Source organism: Flavivirga spongiicola, from assembly GCF_030540825.1.
Taxonomy (GTDB): domain Bacteria; phylum Bacteroidota; class Bacteroidia; order Flavobacteriales; family Flavobacteriaceae; genus Flavivirga; species Flavivirga spongiicola.
This window is the reverse complement of sequence record NZ_JAUOEO010000001.1, coordinates 1,845,802-1,858,526: the sequence shown is the minus strand read 5'-3', so window position 1 is coordinate 1,858,526 and position 12,725 is coordinate 1,845,802. Positions and strand designations below refer to the sequence as shown.

The following is a 12,725-nucleotide window of genomic DNA, read 5'->3' as shown; positions in this document are numbered from 1 at the left end:
AATAAAAAAAATGAAAAAAATAATGTTATCAGCAATAGCATTTGCAATCTTAGGTATTGTAAATGCTCAAACACCAGAAGAACGCGGTTTAGAGATTGCTAAAGCAGCAGAACAAGCCGATTTAGGATTTAATAGTTCTTCAGTTAACTTAAAGATGATCTTAAAAAACAAAAATGGTCAAACCAGTGAGCGTTCGCTTACCACAAAAACATTAGAGCTTACAGAAGATGGTGATAAATCCCTTATTCTTTTTAATAGCCCTAAAGATGTTAAAGGAACATCCACATTAACATTTACACATAAAATTGGAGCAGACGACCAATGGTTGTTCTTACCATCCATTAAGCGTGTAAAAAGAATTTCATCTAATAATAAATCGGGACCTTTTGTGGGAAGTGAATTTGCTTATGAAGATCTATCATCGCAAGAAGTTGAAAAATATGCGTACAAGTTTGTTGAAGAAAAAGGAAGTCTTGTCGTTGTCGAGCAAGATCCGGTAGATCCAAAGTCCGGATACACAAGACGTTTAGTAACGTATAATAAAGATAAAGGATATCGTTTTGAAAAAGTAGAGTTTTATGATAGAAAGAATGCACTTTTAAAAACATTGGTTTATAGTGATTATAAACTATATAAAAACAAATTTTGGAGAGCAGGCACGTTTACTATGAAAAATCACCAAAGTAATAAAGAAACTATATTAAAGTTTAGCGACTATAATTTTGGTATAAATCTTTCTGATGAAGATTTCACTCAGGTCGCACTAAAAAGAATCGGAGGTTAGACTAACTCAAGTAATACCAATTATTAAGTTATTTTATTTGTTAATTGGTATAATGCAATGCCATAGACTAGAACGGTTCTTATAAATGTTCTTTGTTTTTGGTTAAACCCGCATTATGCATTAGAACTTCGTCATGAGACTTGTAAATACAATAAAACCTAATACTTTCTTGATTTCAGCATAGCATGGTTATGGTTAAATCAAAAAGTATAGCGAAGCACTAGGTTTTGAAGTAGTTTCAAGGCGTAATAGATTTTCTAATGTATAATGTGGGTTAAAAAGATCCGTAATAGTCTTTTGGTGTTGCTTTTTAAAAGAACGCGTTTAGATTTTTTAGCCAATTAAAAAAGATTAAATGAGTTTAATATAAAATAGAATGAATCAAAAAATAATATTTAATACCATTATTTTAATTCTTTTTATGAGCATTGATATGTTGCATGCTCAAAATGAAGAAAATAAAATAAATCAGGATTTCGAGTTAGAAATCGAAGCAGAATATAGATACTTTTATGATGATGCAGCATTTAATAGTCAAAAACAACATTTCCCTTCCATAGCTTTTACACCGGAATATTCATTAGATTGGAATAAAGGTTACGAGCAGTTTAATTTTACCGGATTTTTTAGATTAGATGTTGATGATGAACGAACCCATTGGGACATCAGAGAATTGTATTATCAGAAAGCAAAAAAATCATGGGAATTAAGCATAGGTCTTAAAAAAGTATATTGGGGTGTGGCAGAGAGTAATCATTTGGTAGATATTATAAACCAAACGGATGCGGTCGAATCTTTTGATGGCGAAGATAAATTAGGGCAACCTATGGTTCAGTTTACTTATACAACCAAGAAGCTAGGTAGCTTTGATTTCTTTTATTTGCCCTATCACAGAAAACAAACATTTTCAGGAGTAAAAGGACGCCTGAGATTTCCAGTAGTTATAGATAAAGACGATCTGCAATATGAAAGCAGTGCCGAAGAATGGCGTCAGGATGTAGCCTTTAGATGGAAGCATTATTTTGGCGCTTTTGATGTGGGGCTGACTCACTTTTATGGAAACGGAAGAGAGCCTTTGTTTACTTTTGATCCATCAGGCAATGTTAACGCATTTTATCCAGTAATTAATCAAACAGGATTAGATTTACAGATTACCCATAATGCCTTTCTATGGAAACTGGAGTCTATTTACAGATCGTCTAAAGCACAGGATTTTTTCGCCATGGTTGCAGGTTTAGAGTTTACCTTTAGTAATATTGATGGTAACGGGTTAGACATTGGATTGCTTGGAGAATATCTTTATGACGAGCGCGATGAACTAGCCTTAAATGCTTTACAAAACGATGTGTTTTTTGGAAGCCGAATTGCTTTTAACGATACTCAGGATACGTCTATTTTAATAGGAGGTATTTCAGATTTAGAATCGAGCAGTAAGATCTTTAGCATAGAGGCTTCCAGACGTTTTGGAAGTAGTTGGACCGCTGAGGTAGAAGCAAGAGTTTTTAGTTCTATTGATGCAAACGAATTTATACTATCAAATTTTAAAGAAGATAGTTTTTTAAGATTTAGTTTGTCAAAGTATTTTTGATAGTTACTACCATTCCTGTGACATGCTGAACTTCCTGGACTAAATTCAGGGTAAATGCTTCAGTAAGGCAGGAATCTTTCGAATTGGATCCTAAAATTAAACAGGTTGCCACGGTGTTTGTCTTTGAATTGATTGATCTCAGACTGACACTCCCTCACAATAACGGTGTGTTTGTTGTTTATAGTATAATTTGAACCGCATTGTGAGGAGCTAGAGACGTGACAATCTGTTTGTTATTAACTTTTTATCTCTTTATTAATATTTACAATTTATACAAAACAAAAAGAAGTCGTCATGTCATTCAGAAGCCTGCCTGTCGGCAGACAGGGAGGCACGACTGAAGAATCTTGGATTGTTTTATTTGGCATAACAATAATGAGATTCTTCGCTTTGCTCTGAATGACAAAGCGGCTTCCTATTCTTTAAGGGAATGTCATTCAGAAGGAGGAACAACTGAAGAATCTTTACAGCCTATAGCCTGAATATTAAAATAAAAATTTATATAAGGTTCCCTTTTGCCAGAAAAATGTTAGTTGGAGATATTATTGCTTTTTCAAAGCAAACAGAGAGATTAACTTTTCCAGGCTATAAAACATTATAAAGAGAGGTTACAACATTCTATATTAAAGAACAAAAGGGAATCACTTACATACTGATTTTATTTGTGCGGGGATTCATAATGCTCTGTGACTTTTAAAAAATGAAGGCATTCATTTTTTACCGTCTTATAAAAAAATCCTGTTGCATGGTCTTTGTTTTGAAAAGTGATTTTATCTTCCCATACTTTAACAAATACTTCCTCAACAACACCTTTTGAGAATTCCCAATCGTTGAGGTACTTGTATGCAAACGCACTTAGTTGTGGATATAAATTCTCAAAAAGTTTTTTATAATCCTTTAGTGTAAATTCATTCATATGCTATATCATTTGCTTTAACGCAGCATTCTATATTTTCAATAATCATACGTGCCGGAATCAATGCTCTGTTGTTAAAGTATATTTCGGGGAATAATGTAAAGAAGCCATCAAATTCTTTTCTTGATAAAAGATTTGTTCCGCTACTGTAACTCTCATCGGCATGAATAATACCAATAACCTTTAACCCTGTTTTACAGTGTTCTTTAACGACATCTGTTAAGTCAGACTTATCCAGTAACACTATCAATGTGGCTATAAGGGCATAGTGTGGCAGTATAAAACTATCTGGCAATGTATAGGTTTCTGTTTTTTCCATGGATTAGATTTTACGTTTTTTCCTTATTAGTGAAACTTAAAATTGTAAGTTGAAGCTGTTTCGCCAGATGCTGAAACGAATTCAGTATTAGGATAAAACCCCATTAAAGCCTATAATGTATGGAAACAAAAAGGCGTGGAACTCAACTTATCGTATCAGAGGTACTGGTATACCGAGGAACAACAAGCGAGCCCACGCCCAAAGACGTGAGCATCTTACTTATCTTCTCGTTCCTATAAAAATTACCAGTTTTCTGATACGAGATTCAAAGCGAATGCTTCATATATTTTATTTGAAGAATCGCAAATTTACAGATCTTTTTCTATTAAAAATACTCTGTATGGATACAAATATATAAATAATAACGACTTTTAAGTAGTTAAAAAGATGGTTTTTTATCATTTTTTTTACATATCATGAAAGATGATCAGTTACTTTTTTTCAAAACGTCTATAATTTTAGTATTAAAAGAGCTTCGTAGACAAAAAAATGTTTCGCAAGCCGACGTTAACACTGACATACTTGAAAAAACGGGTTTTTCTCATAATATGGGCAGAAATGAAGTTGATGGTAACTTTACAATGGAAACTCTGCATATCTACTGTAAATACTTTAATATTTCAGTTGTAGATTTCTTCAAAAAAGTTGATAAAATAGGCTCAAAAGAAATTCAAAAATTTCTTAAACAGAAAGAAGCGAGAAAAAATAGTAAATAAATCATGTGTTTGTTTATGTGAAGCTTTAAACTTCTCAAAACTGTATATAAATAAAAAACTACATCTAATTTTACTTTATATTCTTCATTACTTTTATTGGTTTGACATTGTAAAGCTTAAAGAGCTGAGAGCTTAGTAAAAAGAAAAATATTATGTAAAATAGTAAAGCACTCAGTCATGAAAGATATTTCTTATATTTGGTTTGTGTATAATAAAAATAAACGCAACTTTATTGTGTTTATCCAGAAATATTGGGGGAATAAACACAATATTGCGTTTATTCAATAGTTGTAGGCCATAAAAAAACAAATGTGAATATATCAGAACTCCAAATAACAAAGTTTCGACACCTAAATGATATTAAGATTAAATTAGGTGATAGACTAACCGCAATAGCTGGACAAAATGGAACTGGAAAATCTACGGTTCTGGGTCTCCTCGGACACGTTTGTAAAGAGAAATCAAAAGCAAGAACATTTGATGGAAAACTTTTTGAAACTGAATATTCTGAAATTTTCAAATTCTCATTCCCCGATTTTGACAAACCAAAAGAGCATTTATATGAAGTCAGTTTTACAAATGGTATTTCAACACAAGTCTCTTCATATGCTCGAAAAGAGAAAAGCAAAAAAGAAACTTTAAGACTTCGTGTAGGACAAAGCACAAAAGAAGGTGGTAAAATTGATTTTCCAGTAATCTTTTTAGGATTAAAAAGGTTAATTCCTTTAGCCCAAGAGAGAAAAGTTGATTCTCAAGTTCATAGTTTAACACAGGGAGAATTGGACTTTTACACGAAAGCTCATAATGAAATACTCCTGCTTTATGATAACATTAGTTCTGAAGAAGTAAAATCAACTTCAAAACACTTCTTAGCCGCGAAATCGGATAAATATGATGCAATAGGAAACTCAGCAGGTCAAGATAATATAGGACAAATAATAACATCTATTCTATCTTTTCAAAGACTCAAAAACCAACTAGGTGATAATTATAATGGCGGGATTCTTTTAATAGATGAATTGGATGCCAGTATGTTTCCTGCGGCACAACAAAAATTGATAGAATTCCTTTTTAAACATTCTTCAAAACTAGATTTACAAATTGTTTTCACAACTCACTCAATTGAAATTCTTGAAATTCTCTTGACCACTAAATACAAACATCAATCTCAAGTATGTTATTTTCATAAAGCTGAAGGCCCTGTTAAAAAGGCTGAAAGCTCAAATTTAGCAGAGATAATAGCGGATTTAAAAGCGGAAGTATTAATAGAAAAAACTAAAGACACCAAAATAGATATTTACATTGAGGATAAAGAAGCTGACCAATTCCTAAGAGCTCTATTAACTCCCGATTTAAAGAAAAAAATTAATTTAATAAAAGAAACTTTTGGTGCCGAACAGCTTTTGCAGTTAGCAAATAAAAGGATTCCAGCATTTAAGAAAAGTGTAATAGTTCTTGATGGAGATAAACAACCAAAAGTGTCTAAACCAAATCCTCCAAACGTAATAGTTCTGCCAGGTAATGACAGCCCAGAGAAAATAATGTTTAGGTTCCTTCAAAGTCTTGACGAATCTCATCCTATTTTTAAGGGACTAGGTGGATATACCAAAACTGTATGCTTCCGTGATTTAAAAGAAATATCTGATAGAGAAAAAATGAAAGATTGGTGGAAAAAGCAAGTTCCATATTGGGGTGTCAATGGTAGGACTTTAATTAACTATTGGAAATTAGAAAATAAGGCCGAAGTTGAAAAATTTAATAAACTGATAAAAAAGAAAATAGAAACGGCCTACAACAAAATGTATAAGTAATAGCCGCCTGTCGGTAGGCCACTACTCATACATAATCTGTTAGGCACAAGCAAAAACCAACCAAGAAACATTTGAACAAAATATGGGGCAATTTAAAGATATTTCAATCCAAACTGTAATAGAAGAATTAAATCAAAGCTATTTTTTACCAGATATACAAAGAGAATTTGTTTGGCTAAAAAAAGCAAAAGAAAAGAAAATTGAACAACTTTTTGATTCAATTGTTCGTGGATATCCAATTGGTTCATTTCTTTTTTGGAAACTTAAAAAAGACGATATTGAAACTAACAAGGATGCAAAGGAGGATTCTGACAAATTAAATTTTCAATTATATAAGTTTATAGAAAATTATGATGAAAGAAAAACACATAATGAAAAAGTAAACATTGAACAAATCAATTCAAACGATTTATCAATTGTTCTTGATGGTCAACAACGTTTAACATCTCTTTATATTGGTTTAAAAGGCACTAGAACATTAAGAAGACCTTATGGTTGGGTCGACAATCCAAATGCTTATGAAGAAAAACAACTTTTTCTCAATTTAAAATATATTCCGAATGAAGAAAACCCAGATGATAATTACAAGTTTGAATTTATAAAAAAAGATAGTGTTCCAAAGACTGACAAATCAAATTACTGGTTCCGTGTTGGAGATATTTTAAACTTTAAAATAGAAGAAATTCTTGAATATCAAACAGAAAACGAATTAGATAATTCAGCTACAAAAGTATTATTGAAATTAAAAAGTGCTTTTTGTCAAGATATGCTGATTTCATATTTTGAAGAAACAGAAAAAAACCTTGACAAAGTTTTAAAAATATTTATCAGAGTAAATAGTGGAGGAACTCAATTATCATATTCTGACCTTTTAATGTCTATTCTCACAGCAAACTTTTCGACTGACATTAGAGATTTAATGAATAAATTTATTGATTCTGTAAAAGATAAAGGATTTAAAGTTATGGGTCGTGACCAAGTTTTAAAAACCTGTCTATTATTAACTGAAAGTAATCATATTTTTCAGCTCAAAAATTTTAGTAAGAGTAATATAAACAAGATAGAAGAAAATTGGGTTAAAATAACAGATACAATTTTTAAAGCAATTAAACTTTTAAAAGAGTTTGGTTATGCAAATGGACTTTCTTCAGGTTATATTTTATCAATTGTAGCATACTATTTATTCAAAAAAGATAATATTACTAACGAAGATAAAATACAATTATTAAGCTTTGTTAGAAATGCGCAAATAACGAGTTACTTTACAACATCTTTAGATGGTAAATTAGAAGTTGTAGCAAAGATTTTAAGAAGTTCAGAAAATTTTGAGGAAATTAATAACAAATTAGCATCAAGTAAAGTTCAGCCTTTAAAAATATCAAGCGAAGATATTGAAGGATTCATTCATTATCAATATGGAAATCCTGCAATACTTCCAATTTTACAAATATTATATCCAAATTTAGATTATAAAAATTCTACATTCCATATTGACCACATTTATCCAAAGTCAAAATTTAAAGTAAAAAACGTAGAGTTAGACCAAGATTATGTTAGCGAAGCAAATTTTTTATATAATCTACAATTACTTCAAGGAGAAGAAAATATCGCAAAAAAGGCTAAAGACCCTGAATTATGGCTAAACGAATATTATTCTTCAAATAAAGAACAAGTAAAATCCTATAAAGAAAGGAACTATATTAAACCTGAGTTTAATTTAGAGTGGAATAAAATAAGTGAGTTTGACAAATATCGAACCGAAAAAATTAAGGCTAAATTGAAAGAAATATTGCTTAACGAGAAAGAAATGCCAGTGCCTAACAATGTATAAAAAAAATAGGACAAAAAGGGCTTAACCAGAAGGTTTGTGTGTATTTGCCAAGTCTCCTGTATTCTATGGTTAAAACAAATATTTTTGTTAAAATTTAATCATAAAACATTTATTATGCTAATCTAAAGGCTAGCGCTTGTTTGTAGCGAGTGTTATAAAAGGCAAGGAAAATATTGGGCAAAATAGTACAGTATTCAATCTCGAAAGAGATCTCTTATATTTGTTAATGTATATAAAAAATAAACACAATATTGTGTTTATTCAATAGTTGTGGTTAATGTGAAAAAAACGAACCGAATTGATATTTAAGCTCCTGAAACAAGTGAAATTCAGAAAAAACATTTATTATTAAGTGAACTTATATGAAAACAATATTGATAATACTAACAATTCTATCCACGCAAATATTTTATTCTCAAATTAAGATTCAGGAGGATAACCTTACTGTTGAATATGTAAAAACAAAAAAGGCGAGTCAATTAATAGGTGCTGTGACTAATGTTAGGACAAAATCAAAAGAGATAGTTCAATACAACGTAAAAGTCAGAATTGAGATGATTGACAATAAGATAAGACCCTTTGATGCTAATAAATTTTCACTAATAGATTACCAAGATAAAATGAGGCTAAGACCACTTAGCGTGGCATATACAAATTTGACAGATAAATGGTATTTTATTCAATTAATTAAGAATAAACCCAAGTATAAATCTTTAGAAAAGAGATATAAACCAGATATTAAAGATACATTTTTAGATTATGAATTTGAGGGAATTACTAATTTAACGATACCTATAAACTATGAAGCATATGATGAATACAAAATAAGTTTTAAAAATCCAGATAAGGAATGTCATGAATCCTATTTTGAGCCTAAAGATTTAAGAAAGAGAAATATAAACTTGTATTTTCCAATGCTAAAAAGCACAAAAAATGCTACACTTTATTATGGATACACGAAAATTGCAGACATAAAATTAAAATAAACATTAATAAATAAAAAACTGGTTACAATAATGACTATAAGTAATTGCTCGTTCTCGCCTACTTCTGAAAACCCCCGCTAGCGCTCGTTTGTAACGAGTGCTATAAAACCGAACAAGGAGAATATTGGGTAAAATAGTACAGTATTTAATCTCGAAAGATATTTCTTATATTTGATTCATATATAAAAAATAAACGCAATCCTATTGCGTATACTCGTCCGAATTAGGGGAATAAACAAATCAATAGTTATGCGTCATTCAGAGTGCTATTGAAAGATTTCAACTAATTTAAAAGAACTATAATTAATTAAAATATTAATCATGGCTCGAAAGAAAAAAACTATAAACAAAAATCCATTTTGGAAAGATTGGCGGTTTATTATTGGTACTATTATCGCAATTATTGCAATATTTTTCGGTAATGGAATTTATTCTGTTTGCAAACCTCATTTTGAGGTTCGAATTAAACCATTAGAAATAAACATTTTTCAAGGGAGCAAAAGTGAAACCACTGCTTCTATAACCAATGCTTCTATTCTTCGAATAGATTACAAAGAGCCTGTAAATCTCGAAGTACAGAAGACACAACAAGATATTAAGTTCATTTTTAGCCCTGATGCTCCTACTTTACCAAATTATGATAGTAAGGTACTCATACAAGTTGGTAGAAGTGTTAAGCCTGGAAAATATAAGTTTACATTAATTGGAACAGGTGAAAATGGTTTAGCTCATTCATCAGATTTTTTTATTACAGTTGAAATACCTCCTTGCCCATCTCCTTATGTTATAAATGTAGAAGAATATTTTGTTCCAAATGGATTTATGTGTAACACAAATGATGTTGAATTAAATACAAGATGTAGTGAATCTCCATTCTCGGGAAGTAAGTGTATAAAAATCAACTATTCCGCAATGACAAATAAATCATGTCGAAGCGATGGTTGGATAGGAGCAGGTATCTACTGGTTCTGTGTTGGGTGTAATTGGGGAAACATAAAACCAGACCCAATTAAATACGATTTTTCTTGTGCAAAAAGTTTAGTATTCATGGCAAAGGGAGAAAATGGTGGAGAGAAGGCAGAATTCAAGGTAGGAGGTGTTACTGGGAAATACAGTGACAGTATTAATCCTCCTAGAACAACTGGATTAATCGTACTTACAGACGACTGGCAAGAATATAGAATTGATTTTACAAATGAAGATAATTTAACCTCAATGATTGGTGGATTTTGTTGGGTAACAGATAGAGCTTGGAATCAAAATGGATGTGTTATTTATTTGGATGATATTAAATTTGTTGATAGGTGAAAACTTCGATGGTAAAATGAAGAATGCACGAACACATAACATTTTGTACAAGTAATGGCGATTTTACTAAATATCATGGCTTGTGTCTCGTCCTAAAAAAGTTCTTACAGAAAAGCAGAAGCTTTTCTAGATTATTTTCATTGATATTTGTAGACGCTTACCACCACTAGTTATAAAAACTAGAGGTAGTAGAGATAGGTTTAAGGCAAATACAAGTACTTTTAGGTCATGGTTCTAGTAAAACAACAGAAATTATATACTCATGTAGAAGCAAACGCTTTCAAAATAATTAAAAACCCACTAGATTAGTGGACTCAGCAAATAAGAAATATGCATACTGGTACGCATATACAATTGTTGTAAGCAATTAAGAATGACATTCTGGAAAACTAAAAACAGTATTGAATCAAAGAAAAATTTCTACGCAGAAATTGAGGAATACTATATTGGAATTTGTGAGAACAGAATTCCGAATAAATTGCTGACTGAAATAAATGGAAAAGTAACGGAGAAAGTTTACGCTGACTACAAACGATTTTGGAAACAATATCCGAAATCAAGGAAACGATACTTGAAATTAAAATTAGAGGATTTAAAACACGATTTTGTTTACTTTTTAATTACGGAATTTCTCGAAAAAGCTGAACCCAATGAATATCGGAATTTTTCAAAAATATTGTTGAATATGAACAACGAGGAATTTGACAAATACGAGAAAAGAAAATATTGGTATGAAAACAAATAAAAACCCCCAGCTACCGTTAGGATTTCCTAGTGGGTTTAAGCACGTAACTAATCTTACTATATAAACGTTGTAACATTTGAGAAATGACAGAGGAAGTAATTAGAAAATTGATTCTTTTGAAACAAAGTCCAGCGGATGAAAGGGTTGACCATATTGCTTTGCTGTATGAAATTTATTGGGAATTCTCTAACGGAATCTCTGAATTAAAACCTGTTGCAATGTTTTACTTGAACGGATTTGACAATTTGCCTGCTTTAAAGGAAAAAAAATTATGGAATCTGGATAAGTACAACGAGATAATGAAACCTTTTTTTGACTCACACTCTGAATTAAAAAAATTAGTAAATGACTTATTAAAAAGTAGAAGTAATATTTTTTAATGAAAACAAAAATAATTGAATTAATTTCAGACTACCCTTTTTACTGTGGATGCTTATTTTTGATTATCGGAGTTATTTCTTTGACCTATAAAATTAAAAAAAAGAAATCTTTAAAAAAGGGAAATTATAATATTGCAAGCTGGAATGCTTTAATTAACTCTTGGGCATTAATAGTAATCGCATTTGTTTTCGGAATCATTTTAATATTTAAATAAAAAAGAAAAGTTTTTACAGAAAAGCAGAAGCTTTTCTAGATTATTTTCATTGACATTTGTGCACGCTTACCGCTACTAGTTTTGAAAACTAGCAGAGTTCTTTGATTCTGGTATTTTATTATTGCTCGTTACTTTTCATTAGTTCGAAGCTGATCTGTATTCTGTGGTAAATTTCGAAGAGCCTAATAAAGAGAAAAATATTGGGCAAAATAGTACAGTATTCAATATCGAAAGAGATCTCTTATATTTGTTAACGTATATAAAAATAACGAAACCCTATTGCGTTTACTCAGCCGATTTAGGGGAATAAACACAATATTGTGTTTACTCAATAGTTGAATTATGAAAAAATTACTGATTTACATCTTATTCTTAAATTCAATCCTAGTTTACGCACAACAAAACAAAGCGTATGACAACTTGAGAAATGATATTAAAAACTCAATTAAAGTGCATAATGAATCTGATTATGAAACAGTCCTAAAATATTTCCCTGATTTTATATTCGAGAATATTTCTAAAGAAGAAATTCTAAAAGAAATTTCAAAAAATCCTAGAGCTAAAGTCCGAGAAATTAATAAAATAAAAATTGACACAATTATAAAGGTTCTGTCAATTGAATATGCTCGATTTTATATAGACTCTGAAATCCCGACTTATGGAATAAAGACTAAAACCAATCTGAATTGGACTTTTATTGACCAGAATGGAATGACTGAAAAATACATTCCAACTGAAATAAGAAAAGCTGAATAAAATAACTAAACACAACGTTGGCAACAATTCCAAATCTGATAAAAATAAATGAAGCAGATACTTATAATTACATTCATCATCCTGTGTTTTTGGTCTGTAATAACAACTTTTAGAGCAATATTCCTCATACTAACTAAAGAGTTTAATGGTTCAAAATCAACATGGATTCTAATATCCATCCATGATTGGATTTATTGGACCAATTTTATGGATAACGAAAGGGAAAAAACTACTTTCAAATAATACGCCAAATGATTAAGTATATAAATGTTGTTTGTCCAACAAGGTATAAAAATAATGGCGGGAATACTGCTGAAATAAAAGATAGTAATAATAAAAAATCTGGTCTAGACTGAAAAGTTTGTGGTCA

Annotated in this window: 13 protein-coding genes; 11 read left to right on the top strand and 2 right to left on the bottom strand. The window is 30.5% G+C overall.

All coding sequences use genetic code 11. From position 1 onward, the window contains the following. Positions 1-10 precede the first annotated feature (10 nt). Positions 11-784, top strand: coding sequence for an outer membrane lipoprotein-sorting protein (locus tag Q4Q47_RS07280; RefSeq protein ID WP_303305989.1), 774 nt, complete (start codon positions 11-13; stop codon positions 782-784). Positions 785-1,160: 376 nt separating this feature from the next. Further along, positions 1,161-2,372, top strand: a complete 1,212-nt coding sequence (locus Q4Q47_RS07275) for a hypothetical protein (RefSeq protein ID WP_303305988.1) — start codon at positions 1,161-1,163, stop codon at positions 2,370-2,372. Positions 2,373-3,030: 658 nt separating this feature from the next. On the opposite strand, the gene Q4Q47_RS07270 is transcribed toward Q4Q47_RS07275, so the two are convergent. Together Q4Q47_RS07270 and Q4Q47_RS07265 are read right to left on the bottom strand one after the other, a co-directional pair. Then, positions 3,031-3,288: a sigma factor gene (locus Q4Q47_RS07270; RefSeq protein ID WP_303305987.1), complete on the bottom strand. Its 258-nt coding sequence runs from the start codon at positions 3,286-3,288 to the stop codon at positions 3,031-3,033. Further along, positions 3,281-3,607 carry a hypothetical protein gene (locus tag Q4Q47_RS07265; protein WP_303305986.1) on the bottom strand — a complete coding sequence of 109 codons (327 nt, stop codon included), beginning with the start codon at positions 3,605-3,607 and terminating at the stop codon, positions 3,281-3,283. The genes Q4Q47_RS07270 and Q4Q47_RS07265 overlap by 8 nt, the downstream gene beginning before the upstream one ends. A gap of 416 nt (positions 3,608-4,023) precedes the next feature. On the opposite strand from Q4Q47_RS07265, the gene Q4Q47_RS07260 reads away from it, so the two are divergent. The 9 genes from Q4Q47_RS07260 to Q4Q47_RS07220 all read left to right on the top strand — a co-directional run bounded on the left by Q4Q47_RS07260 (position 4,024) and on the right by Q4Q47_RS07220 (position 12,355). Beyond that, on the top strand, positions 4,024-4,323 hold the full coding sequence (locus Q4Q47_RS07260) for a helix-turn-helix domain-containing protein (protein WP_303305985.1): 300 nt from the start codon (positions 4,024-4,026) through the stop codon (positions 4,321-4,323). A gap of 311 nt (positions 4,324-4,634) precedes the next feature. Then, positions 4,635-6,134: an AAA family ATPase gene (locus tag Q4Q47_RS07255; RefSeq protein ID WP_303305984.1), complete on the top strand. Its 1,500-nt coding sequence runs from the start codon at positions 4,635-4,637 to the stop codon at positions 6,132-6,134. 82 nt (positions 6,135-6,216) lie between these two features. Next, complete coding sequence (locus Q4Q47_RS07250) at positions 6,217-7,965, top strand: DUF262 domain-containing protein (RefSeq protein WP_303305983.1); 1,749 nt, start codon at positions 6,217-6,219, stop codon at positions 7,963-7,965. Between the two features lie 362 nt (positions 7,966-8,327). After that, positions 8,328-8,951, top strand: coding sequence for a hypothetical protein (locus Q4Q47_RS07245; protein WP_303305982.1), 624 nt, complete (start codon positions 8,328-8,330; stop codon positions 8,949-8,951). A gap of 321 nt (positions 8,952-9,272) precedes the next feature. Then, positions 9,273-10,259 carry a hypothetical protein gene (locus Q4Q47_RS07240; RefSeq protein WP_303305981.1) on the top strand — a complete coding sequence of 329 codons (987 nt, stop codon included), beginning with the start codon at positions 9,273-9,275 and terminating at the stop codon, positions 10,257-10,259. Between the two features lie 373 nt (positions 10,260-10,632). Next, positions 10,633-11,004, top strand: coding sequence for a hypothetical protein (locus Q4Q47_RS07235; protein ID WP_303305980.1), 372 nt, complete (start codon positions 10,633-10,635; stop codon positions 11,002-11,004). 83 nt (positions 11,005-11,087) lie between these two features. Further along, positions 11,088-11,384, top strand: coding sequence for a hypothetical protein (locus Q4Q47_RS07230; RefSeq protein WP_303305979.1), 297 nt, complete (start codon positions 11,088-11,090; stop codon positions 11,382-11,384). After that, positions 11,384-11,599: a hypothetical protein gene (locus tag Q4Q47_RS07225; protein ID WP_303305978.1), complete on the top strand. Its 216-nt coding sequence runs from the start codon at positions 11,384-11,386 to the stop codon at positions 11,597-11,599. The genes Q4Q47_RS07230 and Q4Q47_RS07225 overlap by 1 nt, the downstream gene beginning before the upstream one ends. Before the next feature lie 342 nt (positions 11,600-11,941). Then, positions 11,942-12,355 (top strand): hypothetical protein, encoded by a 414-nt coding sequence (locus Q4Q47_RS07220; protein WP_303305977.1) that lies wholly within the window; start codon positions 11,942-11,944, stop codon positions 12,353-12,355. The last annotated feature ends 370 nt before the right edge of the window (positions 12,356-12,725 follow it).